Origin of the sequence: Methanoregula formicica SMSP (genome assembly GCF_000327485.1) — an archaeon.
In the GTDB taxonomy this organism is placed as follows: Archaea; Halobacteriota; Methanomicrobia; order Methanomicrobiales; family Methanospirillaceae; genus Methanoregula; species Methanoregula formicica.
In genome coordinates this window covers 1,459,860-1,483,723 of the sequence record NC_019943.1, presented here as the reverse complement: position 1 = coordinate 1,483,723, position 23,864 = coordinate 1,459,860, and the positions used below count along the sequence as shown (strand labels likewise).

The 23,864-nt window shown below is 52.6% G+C and carries 22 protein-coding genes; 5 read left to right on the top strand and 17 right to left on the bottom strand.

Annotated elements, in window-relative coordinates:
• Window positions 1–355: 355 nt before the first annotated feature.
• On the bottom strand, window positions 356–895 hold the full coding sequence (cyaB, locus tag METFOR_RS07555; RefSeq protein ID WP_015285526.1) for a class IV adenylate cyclase: 540 nt from the start codon (window positions 893–895) through the stop codon (window positions 356–358).
• Window positions 896–1,030: 135 nt separating this feature from the next.
• Here cyaB and METFOR_RS07550 point away from each other — a divergent pair, with 135 nt between their 5' ends.
• Both METFOR_RS07550 and METFOR_RS07545 read left to right on the top strand, forming a co-directional pair.
• Window positions 1,031–1,720 carry an FKBP-type peptidyl-prolyl cis-trans isomerase gene (locus METFOR_RS07550; protein ID WP_015285525.1) on the top strand — a complete coding sequence of 230 codons (690 nt, stop codon included), beginning with the start codon at window positions 1,031–1,033 and terminating at the stop codon, window positions 1,718–1,720.
• Window positions 1,721–1,819: 99 nt separating this feature from the next.
• On the top strand, window positions 1,820–2,914 hold the full coding sequence (locus METFOR_RS07545; protein ID WP_015285524.1) for a hypothetical protein: 1,095 nt from the start codon (window positions 1,820–1,822) through the stop codon (window positions 2,912–2,914).
• A gap of 35 nt (window positions 2,915–2,949) precedes the next feature.
• Here the strand turns inward: METFOR_RS07545 and METFOR_RS07540 are convergent, their stop codons facing one another.
• A complete protein-coding gene (locus METFOR_RS07540; RefSeq protein WP_015285523.1) occupies window positions 2,950–3,975 on the bottom strand; it encodes an mRNA surveillance protein pelota in 1,026 nt (341 codons plus the stop codon).
• Window positions 3,965–5,857 (bottom strand): ribosome rescue protein RqcH, encoded by a 1,893-nt coding sequence (gene rqcH, locus METFOR_RS07535; protein ID WP_015285522.1) that lies wholly within the window; start codon window positions 5,855–5,857, stop codon window positions 3,965–3,967. Before rqcH ends, METFOR_RS07540 begins: the two co-directional genes overlap by 11 nt.
• A gap of 123 nt (window positions 5,858–5,980) precedes the next feature.
• Here rqcH and METFOR_RS07530 point away from each other — a divergent pair, with 123 nt between their 5' ends.
• From METFOR_RS07530 to METFOR_RS07520, 3 genes are read left to right on the top strand one after another with little or no spacing between them, the layout of a single operon-like run.
• A complete protein-coding gene (locus tag METFOR_RS07530; protein ID WP_015285521.1) occupies window positions 5,981–6,343 on the top strand; it encodes an EMC6-like membrane protein in 363 nt (120 codons plus the stop codon).
• 20 nt (window positions 6,344–6,363) lie between these two features.
• Entirely contained in the window at window positions 6,364–8,136 is a 1,773-nt protein-coding gene (locus METFOR_RS07525) for a ribosome biogenesis/translation initiation ATPase RLI (RefSeq protein WP_015285520.1), read from the top strand.
• A gap of 56 nt (window positions 8,137–8,192) precedes the next feature.
• Complete coding sequence (locus tag METFOR_RS07520) at window positions 8,193–9,407, top strand: hypothetical protein (protein WP_015285519.1); 1,215 nt, start codon at window positions 8,193–8,195, stop codon at window positions 9,405–9,407.
• Between the two features lie 122 nt (window positions 9,408–9,529).
• On the opposite strand, the gene METFOR_RS07515 is transcribed toward METFOR_RS07520, so the two are convergent.
• The 14 genes from METFOR_RS07515 to METFOR_RS07450 form a co-directional block, all read right to left on the bottom strand.
• The gene (locus tag METFOR_RS07515; RefSeq protein ID WP_015285518.1) at window positions 9,530–10,795 is read right to left on the bottom strand and encodes a two-component regulator propeller domain-containing protein; all 1,266 of its coding nucleotides are present in this window, start codon (window positions 10,793–10,795) and stop codon (window positions 9,530–9,532) included.
• Complete coding sequence (locus METFOR_RS07510) at window positions 10,773–11,264, bottom strand: chemotaxis protein CheD (protein ID WP_015285517.1); 492 nt, start codon at window positions 11,262–11,264, stop codon at window positions 10,773–10,775. The genes METFOR_RS07515 and METFOR_RS07510 overlap by 23 nt, the downstream gene beginning before the upstream one ends.
• A gap of 17 nt (window positions 11,265–11,281) precedes the next feature.
• Window positions 11,282–11,893, bottom strand: a complete 612-nt coding sequence (locus tag METFOR_RS07505; protein ID WP_015285516.1) for a chemotaxis protein CheC — start codon at window positions 11,891–11,893, stop codon at window positions 11,282–11,284.
• Between the two features lie 9 nt (window positions 11,894–11,902).
• Window positions 11,903–13,840 (bottom strand): chemotaxis protein CheA, encoded by a 1,938-nt coding sequence (locus METFOR_RS07500; protein WP_015285515.1) that lies wholly within the window; start codon window positions 13,838–13,840, stop codon window positions 11,903–11,905.
• Window positions 13,833–14,873, bottom strand: coding sequence for a chemotaxis-specific protein-glutamate methyltransferase CheB (gene cheB / locus METFOR_RS07495; RefSeq protein ID WP_015285514.1), 1,041 nt, complete (start codon window positions 14,871–14,873; stop codon window positions 13,833–13,835). The genes METFOR_RS07500 and cheB overlap by 8 nt, the downstream gene beginning before the upstream one ends.
• 4 nt (window positions 14,874–14,877) lie before the next feature.
• Entirely contained in the window at window positions 14,878–15,240 is a 363-nt protein-coding gene (locus METFOR_RS07490) for a response regulator (RefSeq protein WP_015285513.1), read from the bottom strand.
• A 69-nt stretch (window positions 15,241–15,309) separates the two neighbouring features.
• Entirely contained in the window at window positions 15,310–16,119 is an 810-nt protein-coding gene (locus METFOR_RS07485) for a CheF family chemotaxis protein (protein WP_015285512.1), read from the bottom strand.
• Window positions 16,120–16,183: 64 nt separating this feature from the next.
• A complete protein-coding gene (locus METFOR_RS07480; RefSeq protein ID WP_148277630.1) occupies window positions 16,184–17,473 on the bottom strand; it encodes a hypothetical protein in 1,290 nt (429 codons plus the stop codon).
• 1 nt (window position 17,474) lies between these two features.
• Complete coding sequence (gene flaJ, locus METFOR_RS07475) at window positions 17,475–19,115, bottom strand: archaellar assembly protein FlaJ (RefSeq protein ID WP_015285510.1); 1,641 nt, start codon at window positions 19,113–19,115, stop codon at window positions 17,475–17,477.
• A gap of 1 nt (window position 19,116) precedes the next feature.
• Window positions 19,117–20,985: a type II/IV secretion system ATPase subunit gene (locus tag METFOR_RS07470; protein WP_015285509.1), complete on the bottom strand. Its 1,869-nt coding sequence runs from the start codon at window positions 20,983–20,985 to the stop codon at window positions 19,117–19,119.
• Window position 20,986: 1 nt separating this feature from the next.
• A complete protein-coding gene (locus METFOR_RS07465) occupies window positions 20,987–21,718 on the bottom strand; it encodes an ATPase domain-containing protein (RefSeq protein ID WP_015285508.1) in 732 nt (243 codons plus the stop codon).
• A 12-nt stretch (window positions 21,719–21,730) separates the two neighbouring features.
• A complete protein-coding gene (locus METFOR_RS07460; protein WP_015285507.1) occupies window positions 21,731–22,255 on the bottom strand; it encodes a hypothetical protein in 525 nt (174 codons plus the stop codon).
• Between the two features lie 6 nt (window positions 22,256–22,261).
• Complete coding sequence (locus METFOR_RS07455) at window positions 22,262–22,759, bottom strand: hypothetical protein (protein ID WP_015285506.1); 498 nt, start codon at window positions 22,757–22,759, stop codon at window positions 22,262–22,264.
• Between the two features lie 3 nt (window positions 22,760–22,762).
• A complete protein-coding gene (locus tag METFOR_RS07450) occupies window positions 22,763–23,707 on the bottom strand; it encodes a hypothetical protein (RefSeq protein ID WP_015285505.1) in 945 nt (314 codons plus the stop codon).
• Window positions 23,708–23,864: the final 157 nt, after the last annotated feature.

Here is a 23,864-nt window from a genome sequence, read left to right as displayed (position 1 = left end):
TATTCATCCGCCAGAAAATCATCCTCTTTTCTTAAAGTTCGTCCTGTCGCTTACTTCAGCAAACAGGTTCTTCCAGGAGAATAGCATCTTCTTTATTCTGTAAACCTGTCGTAACCTAAAATACCCGATGTCTGGATGAAATATGAACGTGCTCCTGCTGCTGGTAAGATAACGCAGGGATAATAACGCAGGGAAAAACCGTTTCGTGTGCCGGATAACGTCCGTTGTTTTCGGGTCTCGTCTCTGGTGAGAACAACAACCCGTTGCAACAGGATTGGTCATGCAGGAGGACTGTTGGTCGGACCGGGAATTAGGGTCTGTTCCCTTGGGAGAAAAGCAGGACGATTGTTCCCGGTTATAGCCCGTTCTCTCGTTTTGCAAGCACCAGTTCCAGGTATGACTCCAGGATGGGCGTGCCATCGGCTCCAATCTCTCTTGCGATCTTTTCAATCAGAGCGGCCGGATTTTCGCTCTCATCCTCAGCGATGATCTCGATCTCGGCAAATGTCCCAAGTTCTTCAACCTGGTCAAGGGCGATTGAGGCACGGCCCAGCCGGTAATTCTCACGCCACTTGTTCACTTCAAGGGTCCTCTTGAAGCCGAGCCGGTCGAGCATTCTCTCGAAGGTCTCTCCGGACTCTACGGAAAAGTTCAGCTCCTCGCGGGCTTTGAGGCCGAATGATTTGATCTTGGGCCCCTTGTAGGTGACAACGGCGTGGTTGTTGGTATAGCGTACCCGTACCGCCTCATCGGTTTTACCGAAGTCACGGTGCGGGGCGTTGTAATAGATGTCATGCTCGTGCGCCTTCCCGCAGGACTCTGCACTGAGTGCGAGGATTCGCTTGCGTACTGGATCCAGGTCAGGAATTCTGACTTTCAGTTCAACTTCGAGCATGGTAGTGCCATAGTTTATCTGTCTTGATTACGACTTAATATAGTCAGGTACGCTTACCCGCTACCACCTGATAAGGTTCCTTTGGGATCTTATCCGGCTAATCAGTATACCCATCTTGAAACATTCAGGTGAACCATGGCAATAAAAGAAGGAGATTTTATCCGGCTCAGCTACACCGGCAGTGTCGGCGACAGGGTTTTTGACACGACACGCGAGGACGAAGCAAAGACCGCAGGGATTCACAGCGCAAACGCCATCTACGGGCCGGTCACGGTCTGTGTCGGACAGAAGCATGTCATTCTCGGCCTTGACGAGGAACTCGTTGGCAAGAAGACCGGTGCAGAGGGTACCGTGACCGTGCCGCCAGAAAAGGCGTTCGGCGAACGCGACATGAAGAAGATCCAGTCGTTCCCGAAGAACAAGTTCTCCGAGAAGCCCGTCCGTGGTATGCCGGTAAGGCTCGAAGAGCAGGGCGAGGGAACGGTTGTTGATGTTATCGGCAACCGGGTCATCGTGGACTTCAACGCACCTCTTGCCGGGCAGACCCTGACATACTCCTACAAGATCGAGGAGCTTGTCAAGGAACCGCTCGACCAGCTCAGGGGCCTCATCAGGCTCTATTCCGGCAGGGAAATGGAGATCGTGATGGATGGCAGCAAGGCAGTCGTCACCCTCCCGCCGGGCATCAACTATGACCGCCGGTGGCTCCTCTGGCGTGGCCGGATCATACACGAGGGGTTCGAGTTCATCAGGGGCATCTCGGAGATCGTGCTTGTCGAGAGCTACAAGAAACCCGAGAAGAAAGAAGCAAAGGCAGAAGAATAATCTTTTTTTGGGCGCTTCGCGTGCGCCACCAATGTTCATTCCTAGCCTGCAACGATTGTCCTGTATCTGTTTTTATAGGCCGGTGACCTACAGTTCTTTATGAGAACATCAGCATGGGTCATTGTCGCAGTTATCGCCATTCTTGTTGCCGGTGTCTTTTGTGCCGGCTGTTCGGATGAAGGAGCAAAGCCCGGGGATGTCACGGCCACAGCAACGGTCACCAGTGCCGGGACTACATCGGGCGCATTATATGCCGAAGGTGATATCGTCAGGAATCCCACGTCATCGCTCTCAACCGGCCTTCTCATCATCGGGTACGATGCCGCGACGGATATGTACGAACGGGCAACGATCTTTCCCTTCAGTGACGGGAGATGGGGATACCGGATAGATTCGAAGACGTCGAAGATAAGCCGTGCAAGCATCGAGAAGGTATATACAGAAAAAGTCGGAACGGCGACAGTCTCTTCAGTTCAGATAGGTGCACCTACAATAACAACAGTGCCTCCCACAACCACAAAGGCAACCACGGCGCCCACCGCAACTGAAACGACAGCGAGCACAACAGCTCCCAAGATTGACGATATTGATCCATTTATCGGGACAGCCGGAACAACGGTAAAAGTCACCGACCTGAAAGGAAGAAACTTTGTTTCAGGAGCTACCGTTCAGCTGACAAAGACCGGCGAAACATCCATTGATGCAACGGATGTCAGTGTCTCTTCCGCAACCAAGATAACCTGTAAGTTCGTCCTCCCGCTCTCGACAGAACCCGGCCAGTGGAACGTAGTTGTCACCAACCCGGACAAACAGTCGTTCACCTCGGCAAATCTGTTCACGATCTATAAGGGCACCGGTGCAACTGCTACTGCGACAGCAACGAGTACCAGCACTACTACGGCGGCAGCCACCATCACGATCTCTATGCTGACCCCATCCGACCAGTTTATCGGAGGAATTGCCACGGATCAAAAAATTGATATTACCGGAACTAACCTGAGCGCAGGCAAGAAAGCCACATTGACCCAGGGAAGTACAATAATTAACAGTAAATCTTATGATATGGTTAGTTACGATGCACGTGTCATTATGCCGATTCCTGCCGGCGCACCGACGGGATATTACAAAATCACTATCTTGGATTCAAGTAATAATGTCTTGGGATCCAAAGAGAATGCATTCCAGATATTATAGAGATCTCTCTGAACTCTTTTTTTTGGAAAATGACTTCAAACCATCTTATACCGTAACAGCGCCGCAATCCCCCCGAGCGCAATAAGCCGCTCCCCGGGCTCGAACGCAGAGGAAAGAACGACCACCGATGCCCGCATTGCCTCTGCTTTTTCAATGAGTGCCGTAACTTCTGGATCGCGGAGGAGGGTGTCGGCAATCAGGATTTGCTCGGCAGCCCCATAGCCGATCGCCTCTGCCACCTCGGCCCGGCCATAGGAAACAGCGCCATCCTGCGAGATCCGCATCAGGAGTTCGTCCATCAGTTTCACCTCACGAGAGAGCTGGAGGTCATCGATCATCTTCTCCAGTGTCCCGTTCCCGATCACGTCCTGGACTGCCCCGCGCCCGATCCGTCGGGTTTCAACAACAACGGCACGATCGGCAGCAGGATTGTTCTTACTCTTCGCGTACCGGATGAAATCGTCCTTGATAAACCCCGGTCCGGCCACGATGAGGGGTCCGGTAATCTCCGCCACTTTCACAAGAACCTGGTCGAAGAAATCCCGCCGCGATTCCGTCTCCGCCCCTTTCCCTCTCCCGGAGGTGATGGTGATGACGCTCTCGGGGCCATACTGGCGGAGCCGGAACAGTTCGGCCTCCCCCTCTTCGATGGTCAGGACGTGGATGACACCATACACCGATGCTTTCACAGCGCGTTCTATCCGTTCACGATCGAGTGATCTCCACTGCTTGATCACCGATATCTCGTAACCGGTCTCGACATTGATGGTATGAAACGCACCGGTATCCATGCCGTGCTCGATAATGCCGGTGAGCCTGAGCCGTATCCCGTGGGCGGAAAACTCGATCCGGTCAACGCGTATGCCGAGCCTGACCGGCCGTTTCTCGACTTTCTCCGGCCGGATCTTGTCGCTTGTTGTATCCACGCTCCTGAATGTCGTGGCAAAGACCAGATCGCCCGGGGCGATGATGTGCTGGAGGTGCCAGAGATCGTCAATGCTTTCGGGAAGAAGCCGGATCTCGCCATAATTATTGCGCATCTCCCCGTACTCAGCCTTCATGATGCCCCACGATATCCGATCCCCCGGGCGGGGTGAATGCCGCCACCTTCTCGGTGTTCAGGATGCCCTTGAGCGCCTTTACATCGTCCTCCGGAATCTTGCTCTTCAGGATGCGCAGTACCTTCTTTGCTACATCATTTGGTTCGAACTGGCCGGGCCGGAGTTCGACAAATGCCTTTACTTTCTGCCTGACAGCAGATGGGGGTCCACCAATGACTGCAGCATGCGGATCGAGCATCAGCCCGATACCGGTGGAGAGCGGGATGTTCCGGTAATAGGTCCGCTCCCCCCGCACAATGAAGGAGCCCCGCGAGACGAACTCGCCGGCCTCGGGCGTCTTGCTCACCTGCGAGGGAAGGGCGCTGTACACATCTGCACTGAAATGGCCGCTCCGCCATGCACCGGAATACGATGCTGCAAACCGCGCCACTTCGTCCATCCGCTCTGTCTTTCCCTTGACAAGAACAACACTGGCACCGTGGACATCGGCATGAACAAAGGTGTCACCCCCGGCCATGTACTTCTTGACCAGTTCCTCATTCTGGGTTGCGTCACGCCCTCCGAGAACAACGGCCCCGTCACTGGTGATGAACCAGCGGAAGCGGTGGTACCATTGCTTTTTTAAGGGTACGAACTCCCGCCGTTTCGTCTGCTTCTTTGTGGCAACGGTCTCCATTGCCGTGACAGCGCCGGCCTTCTTCTTCTTGAACTTCTTGATCACGTCATAGTAATGGCCGGCGTTCTGCTCCACGCTCTCGTTCACGAAGACCTTGATTCTCTTGCCGAGGTCAATCTCGACAGCCGCTTCGCCCGGGAAGAATGCCGTGATCTTCTTTGTCTCTTCAGATGGTGCCGCCCGGATCCGCTTCTCGATTTCCTGCCATGAGTGGGTTTTGCTGGCTGCGGCAAGGGTGCCGATGACCTGCGCGATGAAGGGGTAGTTCTCGTAGATGGCATTGACGACTTCTTCAGCCTGTGCAATACTCCTGTCAAACTTCTTGATCGCAGCCTGCTGGTGGCTGCGTATCCGGTCCTCTTTTGCGATCTTCGGTCGTGACGTGGCCTTCTTCTCGGCCTTGGTCATGGGGTAAAATGCTTCGAGAGCAAGAGAAAATGTCGGGTAAGCTGTTGTCTCCTCTCCCGTACGGAGATTGATGGGTTCGCAGTGCTTTGCCGCGATTATCGGAGTACGGGCTTCTTCAACTTGGCGGAAGAGTGCCTGCAGGGAGGAGAAGATCCTGGCAGGATCTGCAGTGGCGGCAGGAATGCTCTTTTCAAGACCCGCTTCTTTACAGATATATTCCGCGTACATGCCGCCGAGCATGCACCCGATGGCAAGTGCCCGGACCAGGTCCCTTTCATCCGTCTTAAGAAACGCTGCAAGGCTCTCCTCCGATGCTGTGGGATCCGGGCTGCCAAACGTGTAGGGGACGCCGGGAACAACCTCCCGGTCCTTGAACCTGTGGTGCCAGAGCGGTTTGATGATTGTCATCGTATCATCAGCGAGGATGACATTGCCGTTATCGAAGAGCTCGATGATGAGGTTGAATACCGTTGTTCCTTTGCCGATCGCAAAGATAAGGACACGCTCAAGGCCGTGCTGACGGATGGAGAGGACCTTTCCCCCCGAGAGGTGTTTTCGCAGGAGCATGGCGAAGTGGGGCGGGTTCTTTGGCGGTTCGGGAAGGTCCGCAACCAGATGGGCTCTCCGGCCGGATTCGATGAACAACAGGTATTTCGCCTTGTTTTCCCCATTGAGACGGATGCCCAGAGTCTTTGTATCGAACTGGTAAACCTTATCGATCCAGAGCGGAAGCTTCTCCTGCAACTCGCAGGTCATCGCCCTGACATCGATCCCACTCATGCCCTGTTCTGATGCCATACGCTTCTGTCGGTTACTTATTAGCTGCCGGAAGCTGATAAACGTATAATCATCCGGGAGACGGGCAAAACCAAATTACATATGGCTTGGCAAACATAGGTATACGACAACTGGTGTTGCGGGATGAGCGAAGATATTCCTGAAGAGAAGCCGGTCCAGACAAAAAAGGCGAAGACCAAGGCAGACAAGCAGGCTGAACATATCGAACGGATCAAGAGAACCCTGATTGCCTCCCTGCTGGGTATGCTTGCCGGAGTACTTGCTTATTATTTCGGGGGGACACCGAATACCTCCGGGATCCAGGCTGACGGTTTCCTCGGTTTCATGCTCATGCTTGTCTTCATCGTCCTGCAGAAACACATCTTCATGCTGATGCGGATGGATACGTCAAAACTCGGCGGAAAGGACTGGTTCTACCAGGGGTTCATGACCTTCGCCTTCTGGTTCATGACATGGACGATCCTGCTGACCTCGATTCCCCGCTAATCCCGTTTTTGTGAATAGCCATGAGAATCGCCATTGTCCACAAAGACCGCTGCCATTCCCGGAAATGCGGGACCGAGTGCATCATCTACTGCCCCCGCGTCCGGACAGGAGACGAGACAGTCATTCTTGGTGAAGACGGCAAGGCACAGGTCTCCGAGGAGCTCTGCGTTGGATGCGGTATCTGCATCAAGAAATGCCCGTTCGATGCCATCGACATTGTCAGTCTTCCTGAGGAACTCGAGCACCCGACCCACCGGTACGGGAAGAATGGGTTTGCCCTGTATGGTCTTCCGGTGCCGGTGGAAGGGAAGGTCACCGGCATCCTTGGCGCAAATGGTATCGGGAAAAGTACCGCAATCAAGATCCTCTCCGGCCAGCTCCGTCCAAACCTTGGCAATTTTGACAGCGAGGTTGCCTGGGAAGAGATCCTGAAGCGTTATACCGGAACGGAACTCTTCGACTATCTCCAGACCGTCTCAAAAAAGAGCATAAAGATCGCAACCAAGCCCCAGTACATTGATTTTATCCCGAAAGTCTTCTCTGGCACAGTGGCGGCGCTCCTGAAGACCACTGACGAGCGCGGGAGGCTTGGAGGGATCATCCCGCTCCTCAAACTGGACGCTATTCTTGACCATGACATTGCCACGCTCAGCGGCGGGGAACTCCAGCGGGTCGCCATTGCTGCCTGCCTTGCCCGGGACGCCGACCTCTACTTCCTTGATGAAATAACGCCTTTCCTCGACATCTATCAGAGGATAGCAGCAGCAAAACTGATTCGCGATCTTGCTGCAGAGCGCCCGGTCGTCATCGTGGAGCACGACCTTGCCATCCTTGATATGCTGGCCGATACTGTCCATGTCGGGTACGGTAAGCCGGCTGTCTTTGGTATCATTACCCGCCCCAAGGGTGTCCGGGTCGGGATCAACCAGTATCTCGAAGGCTTCCTTGCTGAAGAGAACGTCCGTTTCCGCGACACGCAGGTAGTCTTCGAAAAGAGGGCGCACGAGAAGGGATCAAACCGCGAGGATCTTTTCCTCATCCCGGCGATGACAAAGAAGTACGATATGTTCCAGCTGACGGCCGGTGGCGGGACGGTCCGTGCTGGTGAAGTTCTGGGCGTTGTCGGGGCAAACGGGATGGGCAAGAGTACGTTTGCCAAACTTCTTGCCGGAGTTGAGACGCCGACAACCGGCTCGGTTGAGACGACCCTTAAGATATCCTACAAGCCCCAGTATATCAAAGCCGATACTTCTGACACTGTAGAGATGTACCTGCGCCAGTGCACGAACAAGTTTGACTCGTCAATGTACCAGCACGAGATCATCGAGGCGCTGACCCTGAACCCGATCCTCCAGTCACCGGTCGATTCCCTGAGCGGCGGGGAACTCCAGCGTGTTGCTATTGCGGGCTGCCTTTCCCGCGATGCGGATCTTTACATTCTCGACGAGCCCAGTGCCCACCTTGACGTTGAGCAGCGGGTCCGGATCACCCGGATGATCAAGCGGCATGCCGAAGGGAAAGAGGTAGGGATCATGGTCATCGACCACGATATCTATGTCATCGACATGATCAGCGAGCGGATCCTGGTCTTCGATGGCGAACCCGGTGTCCAGGGCACGGCCTCCGGCCCGTTCCCGATGCGGGAGGGCATGAACCGCTTCCTGCATGAACTTGATGTCACGTTCCGGCGGGACCAGAGCGGAAGGCCGCGGATCAATAAACCCGACTCCTTCCTCGACCGCGAGCAGAAGTCACTGGGAGAATACTATTACTATTCCCAGGACGAAGATTAAATTCACCCCGGAAAATACTCCTATATTTTAATATTTTAACATGCTATTCTTGCTATATGCGGGGAGAACAGCTTTCGGATGCCATTGTCTACGATAAGCTGCACGTGCTCAAAAAAGATTTCAGCGGATATATTGAGCGCAATTCTGTAAAAGTCGACGCGAATCTCCCTGTTTTCTTCGGCTATGTTGTCTCTGCGCTTGAGAGTTCATTTCCCCATCTCGGTGATGATGACTATGATGAATTCATCGACAGCATAACGTTCAAGGTCCTGGATGCAAGCAGGAACGTCGCCGATTTCGACTATATCCGGCGCGTGAAGACAAATGCTCTCCGGTTCAAGAAGATGATGAATGCCGAACAGGGCATCAACATCGTCATCGGCTTAAAAATGGTAAAGGCCGGGGATCCTGTGCATGGGCTCGAATTTTTGAAGAACTATGCAGTCCTTGATGTAAAACTTGGCATGGCCGTTGCCCACTGCTACTACACGCTCTCGCTCCGCGAGTTCCGGAAGGATGACGAATCGCCTGCAAAGAACCTGCGGCCCGGGGAGATGGAACTCTTTGCACGGGAGATGCTTTTAAAACTCGCGAAGACCAAACCCCCCGTGAACACTCTCCGCCAGCTTGAAGTTGACGACCCCTCATTCCTGGAAAAGATCTTCTGGCAGATGATCTTCATCGGCCTGGAATGGTTCCCCGACGAGATCTGGTTTATCGAGACCGGGCTGAAAAATGCCGTTGATACCAATGATGCGGCAATGCGTAAGCGGATCCTTGAGATCGGGACCGAGCGGTTTTATACGAATATCAATATCCTCCGTCAGATGTATTACTACCATCTCGAGAACCGCGACCCTGCATCCGCAGCCGGTGTCGTGAACCAGCTGATCAAGCAGTATCCTCACGAGCTTGAACCGATCTACCTCGGGCTCAAACTCTCACTCCTCACCCAGAAAAAGATGACCTACCATGGATTCCGCAAACTGGCAGTCACGAACAACATGCCGGCACAGATCGTCAATCTCTTCGATTTCACCTTCGATCTCCTGAATCATGATCCCAAGGAGGCAATGGCCCGTATCGCGGAGTTCGAGAACGAGTTTCCCCAATTCCAGTATTATGCCCTCCCCCTGAAGTATATCGCAACGGACATTCTCTCAACGGACGAGGTGAGGAACAAAAAGGCACGCAAAGTGCTCCTTGACTCCCTTGAGAACTTCGCTCTCCTTGAATTGCAGAATAAGAAACCTGCATTACATGCAAAGTAGAATCTCATTATCTCTGAAGAATTGTGCAGGAAATCTTACCTGATCCCGCTCAAAAATGCAAGGGATTGCTGTCTTTTTTTCTAGTTGTGCCTTTTTTGTTTTCCCCGAGAAAGACCATGGAATCAGAACCGTGGCTTTAGGCCAATGCCACTGAAGAATTCCCGGAGTGACTTGATGATACTGTCAAGGAAATTACCGGGAGATGCTTTCGTCATGGACGGAGATCCACCCTCCTCCCGGAGGGTTGGGACGGCACGCTGGCAGGTGGTCTCTGCAGGGATGACTGAAGCTGCAGTGCTCGTTGTGGCAGTTATCGCGATCTGGACTTCAATGGGTGTACCTGCGTTAGACTGGTCGAGGTAGTAGCCAATATTCACCGGTGTTGAAAACCATACTCTGTTCATCTTGTCAATGTTGATAGAATGGACAATGGAATTTGTTCCGATACCCTCGAACCGGCTGAGATGGCGGAATACCCTGCCGTCTTCCCAGATGTAGATCCCGTTATCCGTTGCAAGGTAGAGTTTGCCGTCTGGCCCTGACACAAGATCATTGATGGGCGGGTTCGTAATCGCAAGATCGCTACTGGTGAGAACGGGAACGAACCCCTCATCGGAGGAATAGTGGGCTACGACAGAGTCGTTGAAGAAATAGACACCACCGGAGTAGTCCTTTTTCAGTTCATCGAGCAGTCCGTATGTGGAGTCCCTGCTGGCAATGCATTCGAATATGACCGGGTCATCCTGCGACCTGATGATCCATATCCCTTCCCGGGCGGTAGCGATGAGGGTGGCATTTGCATCGTGGTCCCAGATCATGGCATTTGCTTCGTAAAATCCGGGTCCTCCAGGAGAAAATGGCTGGAACCATGTCCAGTTCCCGTCGCGGTACCGGTGCAGGCCTGCGTTCCCGGCAGCGATCCACATCTCGTTGTGCCAGCGCTGGATATCATTAATCCTGAGACTTTTGAAGAACTCCTGGTCTCTTAAGGTGGTGTAATAGGCACCGTTGTAGATCTGGATTCCTTCAGAGTACCCGATCCAGAGGTTTCCCTTGTTGTCATACTCAATGGAAGTAATAAAATCGTCCAGCAGGCCTTCGGAAAGATTGGTAAACGTCATCCGTTTTGTTGACCAGGTGCCATCGTACCGGGATAACCCGTAAGAGGTTGCCATGAGGATATTGCCGCTGGAATTGTATTCATTGATGAGATCCATGATCTGTGTGGTGGGGATGCTGTCCGGGGCAGGTATGAACAAGGTGATGGCGTAGGGAACATCCGTACCGGTTGCCGCTGCTGCGGGGAAACCTGCAATGGCAGAAACCAGCACGAAAAAAACAACGAGCCGGAAACACCCGGTAAGGTTACAATACACCGGTAGTGCCATCAGCTCTCCGGACGTTAACCTTTCCGCCGCTTGCCGGGTGGAATGTGACGGATCGGCCGACCTTGCCGCCAACATCTTCCTTGATGAGCGGAATATTGTGTTCTTTTAAGAGAGCCCTGACTTTTTCTGCATTCCGTTCACCGATATTCAGGTTGGTGCCGAAATACTCGAACATGCATGCCCCGCCGGCCATCTTTGCGACAAGGGACCGGCTTTTGCACCCATGGGCCCCAAGTTCCTTTAACAGCAGCGGGATTGCGGTGTCTGCATACTTTCCCGGGCGGTCCTCGCGGCCGGCACTTTCGGGCAACATGATATGAACCATAGCCCCGACTTTCAGGGAATCATCGTACAACGTCAGGCCGATACAGGAACCAAGACCGATGGTCATCATCGGGAACGAACCGACACGGTATTCGCCAATACCGATCATCGCCGTTTGTCCGTTTGGGGGTACAGGGTCGGCCATGGCACACAACGCAGCTGTCAGACACCTTTCATCATATTTTCCATCATCTCAACGATCTTTTCCAGGGTCTTCGACTCCGGAAGCATGATGATGTCGCTGTCGATCTTGTGCTCCTCGCAGATCAGTTCCGTGGAGAAGAGCAGGACTTCGTTGACATCGTCGCCCATCTGGGCGATAAGCGAGGACATGGCGGCGTGTGCCATATCGAGGCTGAGTGCCGGGGGTGACGGGAGCATGATAAAACCGAGCAGCTCGGCAGTTGCATCCAGGAATGCCGAGACCATGATATTGCCAACTTCAATGAGGGCGCTCTCGTCCATCTCGTTCATGGACCGGTTCATGTCCGTGAGGCCGAGCATGGTGTTGGTGAGGCGGATCGAGGACTCCTTGGTGATGTAAAAGATGATGTAGCCCCCATGCTGGATCTCGCCCTGGAGTTCGAAAGCGACCATTGCGGCCGATTCCTCTCCCATGTACGTCCCCAGCTCTGATATGTCGATCGCCTTGATGGCCGGTACGCTCATTTCAACAGAACTTCCCAGCATCGTGGATAATGTAGTGGCTGCATGGGCAGCGCCGATATTTGCGAGTTCCTGAATTGCATCGGTTTGTACGGTAGATAATTTCATGACCTTCTCCTACACCATCGTGTTCACATCAAGCACCGGTACGACATCCCCGTCTCCAAGGATCGTGACACCGCTCACACCCCGTGTTGTACCGATAAACCGGTTTAACGGTTTGACAACGACCTCCTGTTTTCCCTCGACAACATCGACCGGGACGCAACACTTCCTCTTCTGGTACTGTACAACGATCAGGATCTCGCAGACCTTGGAAGATCCTACCATATCGTCCAGCCAGAAGATCTGGAGCACTTCGTCCCGGAGGAGAATAGCCTCGCCCTTGCCGATCCGGTGCGTGGTGTTCCGCCTGAAATTGGCTACCTCCACGATGCTGCTGATGGGGATCGCAAGCCGCTTGCCATTGATCCGTACAATCATGACATCGACAATGGCCATGGTCGGCGGCAGGAGGAGTTCAAAACGACTGCCTTTTCCAAAGGTCGACTCGACACGGATGGTCCCTTTGAGGGCTTCGATCGACTTCCTGACCACGTCGAGCCCTACGCCCCTCCCGCTGATATCAGTGATCTTATCTGCAGTTGAGAAGCCGGGCTGGAAGAGGAGCTCAATTGCCTGGTCATCGGTCAGCAGATCCGCCCCTTCCTGGGTGACAAATCCTTTCTCAACCGCCTTTTTCTTGATCTTTTCTACATTGATCCCGGCACCGTCATCGATGATCTCGATAATGACATTATCCCGGTCACGGTGTGCTGCCAGTTTGACAAACCCTTTCCGGGATTTGCCTGCTGCTTCCCTTGCCTCTGGCGATTCGATACCGTGGTTCACCGAGTTCCTGATAAGATGGAGGAGAGGATCGTTGAGCCCGTCCATGACACTGCGGTCCAGTTCGGTTTCCCCGCCTTCCATGACAAACTCGACTTCCTTGCCGTCATACTGTGCTACATCACGGACTACCCGTGGCAGGCGGTTGAAGATGTGATTTAACGGGATCATCCGGATGTTCATCATCAGGTTCTGGAGTTCCGAGACCGACCGGTCAACCATGCCGATAGCTTCGTCCATCTCCTTGATCCGGTGCTGCTCCGCGATCTGTTTGAGCCGGCCACGGTTGATCACCAGGTCCTCGACCAGGTTCATGATATGGTCAAGTTGCTGGATATCGACCCTGAGGTTCTTGATCTCGCGGCTCTTTTCGGCAGAGGAGGCCTGTTTTTTCTCCGGTTCTGCCGGCTTCTTATCCTGTTTTACGGTCTGGACCTGTGTAATCTCGACCGTTGCAATCTCCGAGCCCTGTGCAGCTGTGCGGAGTGCCTCCTCTCCGGCTTCGCTGCTGATCCGGAGGTTGACGGTCCCATCGAATTTACCCTCATCGATATCGTCTTTTGAGGGGGTTATCATGGTGATTGTCCCGAGGGCCTCCAGGTTACCGATGGCGATCATTGCCCGGACATCCTTCATCATGCAGTCGGGGGACACGATAATCCGGATATCGAATTCGGGCACGCCGTCGGGTGCAGGAGCAGATGACGATGCTGCATCTGTGTCGGCAGCGGGCGCATGGTCAGCCTGTACCGGCTTTTTCGTATCCTTGCTCTTTCCTCCACCAAGTTTCTCAAGCCACTCCTTGAGGGACTGGACCTGGTCGTCCGGGTTGAGTGAGGAGGAATCGCCACCCCCTTCAACATCGTCGATCATCTGCTCCAGCATGTCTGAGCAGGCAAGAAGGAGATTCCCGAGGTCCTGGGACATCTCCGCAGATCCACTCCGTATAAGCTGGAAGATATCCTCCATTGCATGGCAGAGGCGTTCCATGTCGGCAAAGCCCATGGAAGCAGATGCCCCTTTCAGTGTATGGATAGACCGGAAAATCTCGTCAATTGCGTCCTGGTTTGACCCCTTCTCGAGAATAAGAAGGTTCTTTACCATGTTCTCGTGGTTTTCTCTGGACTCAGCAACAAAGAGCCCGCGATACGCCTCAAATTCAGACATTGGCAGCCTCCATCTGATGTACCAGCCGTTCTATCTCGGGAGCGAGTTTTGCGAGCGGCAGTACCTTATCGACAGCATTTTTCTGGATTGCAGATCGTGCCATACCATACACCAGACAGTCTTTCTCATCACAAAGGAGGCTGGTTCCCCCGGCCTCCTTGATGGCCTGTGCGCCGGCGCCGGCATCGTTCCCCATCCCGCTCAGGATTACCGACACGATATTCTTTCCATAAACCTTCGCCGCGGATTCGAAGGTCTTGTCAACAGCAGGCCTCACGCCATGGAGGGGGGCCGTGTTCGAATGGATGATCTTTCCCAGCCGGGTCTTGTTCGCGTCCATATCGTTACTAATAATGGTGTGCACCCCGGCCTTTGAAAGCAGGATCTTGCCATTCTCAACAATATCCCCGTTCTCTGTCTCCTTCACCGGCAGGGAAGCGATCCGGTTGAACCGTTCTGCAAGCGCTGCAGTAAACCCGATAGGCATGTGCTGGGTGACAACGATGCCAGCAGGAATGTCCTGAGGGATGGCAGCGAGCAGGGTGTCGAGCATCGGGGGTCCTCCTGCAGATGATCCAATCAGGACAACATGTGATGCAGGTCCGGTAGTGGGGGAGGCCCTGTGCACCGCAGGTAACGCTGGAAGGGTAACGAGATGTTTCAGTTTCGTGACCAGTTCGTCGCCAATCACCCGGACATGAGGAATGTCCTTGGGTTTGAGCATGAAATCGTCTGCCCCGAGGCGGATAGCACGGGTTGTCATTTCAGCTCCCTCTGACGTGAGTGTGCTGAGCATCAGGATTTTCGGACGCTTGCGTTGCCTTTTAAGTTCCTCGAGTACCTGGATGCCGTTCATTTTGGGCATCTCAATATCAAGCGTCACAAGATCCGGCTCAAGATTCTGGATCTTCTCCAGGGCGTCGACACCGTTCGAGGCTGTTCCCACTACCTCAATGGTCGGATCCTTTGTCACCATATCCCGGATGACCGTGCGCATAAACACGGAATCATCAACGATCAGCAGCTTTACCATATCGTCAGGATGCCAGGACGTTCTTGACTTCTTCCAGTACTTTTGGGGCCTGGAACGGTTTTACAATATATCCTTTTGCACCGCTCTTGATGGCAAGCTTCACCATCTGTTCTTGTCCCACGGCGGTACACATGACAACGCGGGCATTGGGATCAATTGCCTTGATCCCTTTGAGCGCTTCAATACCGTTCATTTTGGGCATCACGACGTCCATGGTTACGAGATCCGGTTTCAGTTCCTTGTATTTTGCAACGGCCTCTTCCCCATCCCCTGCTTCGCCGGCGATAGTATGCCCGCCGGAGAACAGGATGTTTTTAAGAAGGGTTCTCATAAAGAGGGTATCATCCACGATCAGAATCTTTCCCATTGACGATCAAATATCTGATTAAGAGATCATTACATAAAACAGTATGGGAGCAGCGAAAAGAGAAAAAAATCAGTTTGTCTGGGATTTTGTTGCATCGGAGATATATCGGACGCCTTTTGTAGTCAGCTGGACTTCCCGCCGGATTGTTACAACTTCGGCAAGGCCCAGTTTTAAGATCTTGTCATAGATGGCATCCAGTTGTTTGTGGGGGATGTTGAGCATATTCTCGATTGCATGCGAGTCCATCCCGGAGTAGATGAGCATGGCCACCTGCTGATCGACACCGTCAAGCTCGGTGCCTTTCATGTCCATGCTCTTTGTAGTCTCTTTTAAGAAATTATACAGGACCTGAAGCGTGGAGAGCGGGCAGAGAACAAGGCTGGAGACAACTTCACCGGATTCAAGGTGATCGATCCTGACGACATCCGTGGGTTTACCCTGGACTTCCCGCTTGGTCAGTTCGATTGCAGCAACTTCGGTGACCGGGACACAGACCTGTTTTGCAGCACCGACGAACCAGATCCCGGAGTGGACGACGACGACGCTCCCTTTCTCCCACTGGGCGTCCTTTATCATCACGCCGCCCCGGATAGCCGGTGACATGAAATACGCCATCAGCCGGTAGGCGTTGCAGGAGCCTAAAATCAGTTTCTTCAGGATAGCAAGGACCTTATCAACAGAGAGGATCTTTGCAACAATCTCGGTGTCCGTTTTAGCAGTAACGATAAGGATGTTCTTCCTCTCCGCAACATCGACGACTGTCTTGTAGAGGATCTCCTTGTTGACCGGTGCCGGGATGACAATCCGGTCTTCAGCAACGCCGAGCTTGACGACAACCCAGGTATTATTATGTTCAACTTTTGCCGGGACTTCTTTCATGGGGACCTCATGGACTTGAGTGCTGATATAAAATTGCCTTATACGTTTACTGCTGTTCCGGCGTTTATTTTATTCCATCCGGTCCAGTTTTGTCCTTGTCTTTCTTTGCAGGTGCTGTACTGATCTGGTCAAACATGCCCTTGAGTTCGTCCTCGATCTGGCTTGCCGGTGCTTTGAAGTCCTTGAGTTCCCTGAGGAGACTAAGGTCCTTCTCTTTCTTGACCGTCTTGACATCGGAAGCTATGGAACTGAGAAGATCCTCATCGGTTCCACCGGCACCACTGGCAAACGAAGCCATATCGGACTGGACCCCGATCTGGTCTTCACTGAGCATATCTGCACCTGCCGGGGCATCGGATGCTATCCAGGCGGTCTTGACCGGTTCGGCACCCGCGGCTGGTGCTGCAGAAGGGGCAGGTCCGGCACTGGCTCCGGAAGGAGGAGCCTCTTCTGAGGCTGCAGCTGAAGGGAATGTTTCTCCCCCCATATCGTCATCAACATCGATATCATCGAGACTGAGGTTGTCGAGATCGCCAAATTCAGCATCAAGTCCCCCGCTCCCTTCAAGTCCGGCGAATTCATCAAGTGAACCTCCGCCAGCATCAGAAGAAGGACTGTCTTCAGCCATTGATGGAAGAGAGAGTTCAGGTGCCGGGAGGTCTGCTGCGGATCCGCTGGTGGGCCCTTCCGGTATGATCTCCTCGGGCATTTGCGGGGGGGAGTCATCGTCCAGACCGTCGAGAAGCCCGGCATCGAATTCATCGCTTGAAAGGGAGAGCAGGGTGTCATCACCCGCATCCGCAGGCAGGCCTCCCACACCCCCGGGTGACGGAAGGGATGCACTTCCCGGAGCAGCCTGCTGCATTGCAGGGACGGGTGTAGTGGTGGGCGCAGGGACTTTCTCGCTTACTGTCTTATCGAGCATCTTGTTGATATCTTCTACTTTCCGACCCCGTTTGCTCCTCTCTTTAAGTACGGTGCCAAGAGACCCGAATGAAGAGAACGCTGATTTTATCCGGGATCCAAAACCACCGGTCTTTTCCGGGATCTTTTTTGATTCTGCCTTCGCAGGTTGCGCTGGAGCAGCTGCTTTGACCGGTGGTTTCTGGCCTTTTGCCGGAGCGGATTTTTCAAAAAACTTCATCTCGTCCAAGCGTTTCAGGAACCCGGACTTTCCGGCAAGTTTAGTCCGGATCTCATCAACTGTCACGACACCGATCAGGAATGGCAGGACTATGACAAGGACGATCATCATGAACAGGAGCTGGATAAGGGTCACATCAAAGAAGATGAGGACAAGCCCGAAGGTAAGGATGGTGCAAAGCATTACTATCCTGCGGACACTTTCTTTCATGTCAGATCCCTGTCGTCCCTGAAGCTGCTCCTGCAGAAGCCATTGCCGCAAGCCCCTCGGGACTGAAGAACATTCCGACAAATATGGGGCCGACCAGCAGTACAAGGCCGGTTATAGTACAGAATATGGCGCCATAGAAATAAAACATATACCGATCCCCGCCCCCAACAAACCGTGCTGCAAAGATGTTGGACAGCGTGATGATGGTCAGGGAGATAACGACAAATGCGCCCATCTCAGCTTCGGGGAAATTGGTGAACATGCTTAAACCACCCATTGAGGAACTGAGTGAGGAACTGGCAGTTCCCCCGGCTGCTGCCTGCTCCTGGGCGAATTTTTCCATCATGCTACCTACCGATCCCGTAAGGACGACCATGATGCGGTAGAGAGCGACAAATATCCCGGCCATGGCGGCATGCATCGCTATCAGCAGGATCAGGAAACTGCGGGCGTGCATATCCTTCTTCTCCCGAAGAAGTGTTTGCTCCAGCATGGAAGCACCGACAATGGACCCGATACTGTCCGGGGGGCCGCCGAGTGTTATCGTATCGAGGTAGATATTGAGATACTTGTAGATGAGGTTGCTGCCGGACTCGCCGATGAACTTATCCCAGATCTGTTTATCGTCAAGGCCCAGGTTCATCTTGGAATAGACCGAATTCACCAGGGGTTCAAGAGCTGTGAGGGATTTCTTGTCAATGGTGTTGAGGGCATGGACTGCGGTCGTTCCCTGCCCTCCCATAACAGCACCCAGGCTTCGGACGAACGTGGAGAAATCATTGTCCCGCATGGTGATGTTGCTGTCATCGATATACCCGATAATGCCTAACGGTGCAAGCAGGATCCCGATGAGGATATAGATCATGGCGGCGCTCGCCCCGACGAGCGAGAGGAGAATGACCGCGACAATGGCAATCGGGATGATGATCCGCTCCATGGCATGGATGGTCTGCTGCTCCTTTGACTGGTGTACGGTCAGGCCATGGGCCTTGGGATCATCAGGAACAGAGGTATACATCAGAAAATTTCCCCCAACGCCAATTGCAAGGATGATGCCATACCCGGTGTATAACGTTGTCTCGAGGCCCGTGGGATTATAGATAGCGATCGAGATCATGAGTGTGACACAGATGACCGTCCCTGAAAGGAGCATGGCAATGTAGGCATCTCCCCATTTCTGGACCATCTCAAGGCCCGCCTCAACTTGGCTGCGGTAAACGCTCCGCACGGTTGATAATTCGTTCTTTAAGAAATCGTCATCAGGTACACCGGATTCGATGGCGTTGGCGTACCGGTTGAGCATACTCTGGAGCATGGGATTTTTGATTCTTTCCGCCTGGATACTGAGTGCCTCAGCGTAACTGTAACTCCATTTTTTCACGAACATGTCCACTTTTGCAATGTATTTTGCCGAGATGTACTCTTTCCGGTTAGCCGCAAAGGTGAAGATCTCGGGCCGCGATGCGTCGGCAAGGGCAAGAGAGGCCATGTACGTATTCATGAAGAGCAGGTCGGCACTCATCTTCTTGTCTTCAGTGATCTGGGATACCCGCTCCTTGATTCCCTCAATCGCATTGGCAAACGGGACCTGCTTCCCGCCCTTGACGTCATCCGGGTTCAGGCCGGCATCGGGCTCAGCCATTTCAGACACCGATTGTCAGGAGTCCCTGTTTCTTGATCTTCGTCATCATGTGGAACAGGTCCCAGAACTTGGTGTACCCTGCCTTATGAAGGCGTTCCAGGATCTTTGCCCGTTTCTCAACTTCCTGGTAGATCTCGGCTTTCCTGCTGTCCGGGATACCGAGCATGGTGGCAATTTTGTTCTCCAGTAAAAAGGAACTGCCTTTGCCGGACCAGACGAACGTATCCGATACCGGCTCCCAGGTGAACATCTGGACGAACGTGAAACCCTGTGTCTCGGGATTGTATCCTACAAGCTCGTTGATACTGATCATGCGGCGCACAAGGTTACCGTCGGGGCGTTTGACCGCGCTCTGGATGACGACAAGGTTGAGGTTGTCGACATAGGTCTTCGGGATATTGATGGGGTCCCCGCAGAGACGCTGGATCAGCTTCTCGACGGATGCAGCGTGGAACGTGCTCATCACCGGGTGGCCTGTCTGCATGGCACCGAATGCAACTGCCCCTTCGACACCACGGATCTCACCGACAAGGATCTGGTTGGGACGCTGACGGAGAGCTGCCTTCAGCAGGTCGAACATGGAGACTTCACCGCTTGCCCCACCTCCTTCGCCTTTCCCTTTTGCCAGTGCCACTTCGCGGATCCAGTTCCGGTGGGGCACGTTCAGTTCGGGCGTATCTTCGATAGTGACAATTTTGTTCTCCGGGGGAATGAAAGTGGTGATAGCATTCAGGAGCGTTGTCTTCCCGCTGGCAGTCTCACCCGATACAAAAAGAGACATCCCGTACTCAACACAGATCCAGAGGTATGCTGCAGCGATATAGTCTATACCCCCGCTCTCGACAATGTTGAGGATCGAAAGTGGTATCTCATTCACTTTACGGATGGTGAAGTTGCTCCCGTGTCGGGAGATGGCAGTACCGTACACGATGTTGATACGGGAACCATCCAGCAGGGTTGCATCGACAACCGGGTTACGATAGGTGATCGGGCGCTTGATCCGTTCTGCCATCTTTACAACGAACTCGTCCAGTTCGCTGGAGATCTTGAACTCAATAACGGATTTTAAGCCTTTGAAGATCTTGTGCTCAATGAAGATCGGGCCTACACCATCACAAGAGATATCTTCAATATAGGAGTCGGAAAGGAAGGGTTTTAAGACCCCCATATCGATCTTGTCCCGGACCAGAAGGTACTCGATGGCACGGTATTCCTGATCGGTGAGGATAACTTTCCCGTCCGGTGTCGTGGGGACCTGGAACTTCTTTTTTACCTTGCTCATTTTATCCTTTGCGGAGAAGTCCGTGTTAAGGAAGGTGGTGATCTTTGATTTGAGATCCTGCTGCCCGGGGCCTGAACCAACAAGTTGTGTGATATCTACATTCTTGGGTTTAATCACGGCAACGTTGGCCAGCATCTTCTTGATGACTTCGGCCCGTTCTTTATCGCTGATCGGATCTTCCTCAAGCCCGTCGATGAGGTCGATGAGTTTTGTCTCAATGGCCGGCATCATCTGGCTGACGCTGTGCAGGAACGATGGCTCGATCGGGATATAGTAATTCCTGACATCATCCGGATCGGGAAGAATATGAACGAATGTAGTCTCGTTGACCGGGTAGATGATGTTCGGGCTCTTCATCGAGCGGAGATCCTTTTTCAACTCCGAGAGGAAGAGCGGGATCCCGTAGGTGTTCACCGGGAAGGTATGCAGATATTCCAGAAGGTGGGGACTTGCCTTCACGTACTCCTTGGCATTTGCCGGAAGCATCTTGTAGAGTGCGCTGGACTCAATGTCCCGGTAAAAATCGATGGTCGTGTCAACCGGTTCCGGTTTGAACGGGAGGTTGACTGCAACGGAGAGCGTTCCCATATCAGACCTTCGCAAAACTCATCGGGATAACTTTCATCCCATACCCCGGGTGGACCTCGAAACTTACAAGGTTTCCGGTGGTCTTACGTGCGCCACGGACCTTGATGACCTCCATCACCATGACATACTTGTCGCCCACCAGGGCCTTCTTCATGTTCAGGTGGGCGTCGCAGATGGAGCGGATCCGCACGAGCGTGTCTTCCTCGAATGCATAGGTATGGAGGGTGACAAGGATGGTTTTTCCATGATCGACAAGTGACTTGCAGTTGGTAAAAAAGGTCAGGATGGTGTCGGTCTCTGCATATTCGGTGAACAGGGTAAGGGAATCGACAATGATGACCTGGGATTTGCTCTGCTGGATATGGGTGACGAGATGTGAAAGGATGCCCTCCATCTCCTCCTTTTTCCACTCAAATCCGACTACGTGGAGCGGGAAGACCTTGAGATAGCCCCAGGCAAAATATTCGGAGATGTCAAGACTCATGGACTCCATCTGCTTGATGAAACTCTTACTGGTGTTTTCCGTGGTAAACAGGTCAACCGAGAGTCCCTGTTTCATGGCACCCCAGATGATCTGCTGGGTAAGGACGCTCTTCCCGGTATCGTTCTCCCCCTCGATGAGAGTCAGGGATTCAAGGGGAAGACCATCAGCGATCTTCTTGTCGAGTTCGCTGTTACCGGTGGAGATAATCTGCCGGTCCTCGCCTCCCATCAGATCGGAAATGGATGCCATGGATATGTCTCCTCATGGAACATTAACATTCTTGTACGCAGAGATGCCATTACTGGTAATAACCTGTATCGATACTGGTTTTGTATCTGTAGGTAACTTTACCTCTACTTTCATGGTAACGCCCGGATCCAACTGCCGATAATGGATGTAATCATTGGTGTATGTCGTATCTGTCCATTCGTATTCGAAAAGGTCTTTCGGATCCAGGCTTTCAAGGGGATAGGAATCGTTTTTGGCATAATAATAATACCTATATCCATTGGTCTGGTCGAAGAGGATAACGTCCATATGTTGCATATCATTTATGCTCGTTGTTCCATTGTTTGATACCGTGAAGTTCATTAAACCGCCAACGGGTCCTGATATATCAGAAATATCAATCTTTGTTCCCAACCGGGCTTCCTGAAGAAGGGTAATATCCTTTTGCGCTGCCACAACGGTTTCAGCAGTTGAAAGTGTACCGCCAACAAGCAAGTATGCAACAACAACAAGGAGGAGAACTCCGACTGCCGATCCAATAATCTCTGCAACAGCCATGTTGAATCAGTCCACGGGATTGAATTCAACGGTACGGTAGACGCCGCTGGGAAGGATGAATTGGAAGTATACTGCATTATTCGGTGGAATCGTAGTATATGCAGTTACCTGAATTGTTTCACCGGGATCCCAGTAGTTATTGTTATTTGAATCATAATTCACATTTGTCCATTGACCTGAAGTGGGATTAGATGATACCCATGTCAGTCTTTGAAATTTACCGACCTCGCCACAGAAGACATCAGACCGGTTTGTGAAATCACTCATCGATATTCTTGAGCTGCCAATATTCTTCAGCCAAATATTTGCGTTAGTCCCGGATTTCTGAGCCGTATATGTCACAATCTTGAAATCAGTCCTGAGTCGCTCATCCGATTCATGAGTGGCAGAGGAAAATGTTCCGGCCATATTGTACACAACCGGGAAAACCGCATTGACGAGCACACCCGCGGCTATGACAGCAGTTATCAGGAACATAGCGGTTGTGAACGTCTCAGCCGACATTGATTATATCCTGTCCGGAAGGTTCATCCACTCTTCGTCTTTTTCCCGGTCTTTTGAGGAGGACTTTTTTTCCGGGACCGGTATACTGGACAGGTCAATCCTGTCTTCGCTTTTCATTCTTTTTCCCGTGGGAGCATCATGGCGCTGCTCCATCATGACTTCTATCATATCCCGGTCAAGGGATGTATCATTGGGGGTGAGGATCCGGTTGAGGGCATAGAGTTCGGAAACGAACTCATCCGGCCCGACTTCATGTTCCTCGCCAAGGTTAGCCGGCATCAGGCGGGAGATCTCCCGGATCTCATCGGCGGACTCCCGGGATATATATCCCATGACCCGGTAGGACTCAAGCATGATCTCAAGCCGGTCATGCCCGAATTTCTTGACCGAGTTGTGTGTCCACTTGAAGAGCTTGTACACTTTCTGAAGCCGGAGTTTCTCATTGGCGGCGGCCTGTGCTGACGTGGCAGTAACGGGTTTATGGGGTACTCCCACCTGGGAACGTAAAAGGGCAAGCATCTGCTCATCAAGCGCTTTCTTCTCATCAGTGCCTGCATGATTAGTATCCGTTTTTGCGGCTGCTTCTTTTTTCTTTTTCTCGGCTTCTTCCTTTGATTTCTCTGCCTCTATTTTTGACTGGGTTGCATCCATCTCAGACTCGCGGGCATCCAGCGCTGCCTCGCGGGCTTCAAGGGCGGATTTTTTAGCTTCTTCAGCATCTGAACCGCCTTCAGCGGTCGCGCCTGCGCTGGCTGTTCCTCCTGAACTGGCAACAATAGTAAAGGGATTCTCCATCTCGTTCATCCGCTCGCGGATGTCCATTAAGAGACGCTTGATGGATGTCTTGATCAGGTCGACCTCCCTCTCAAGGTTCTGGAGCTTGACTTCCGGATCGTCCTCGGAGGCTGCAGTGATGATGTGGTCTACCTGAGACTGGTTAACCGCCATAAACTATCCAATCGTTATATTAGATTGGTAATTAATAAAGATTCTTACAGGGAAAACAGCGATAATTGCGGTACTCGGTTCATAATAACAAAGATAGAAGGCGCTTTTCTGCAGCTTGTAATAATATATTGAGAAAATCAACAGAAATCGCAGGATT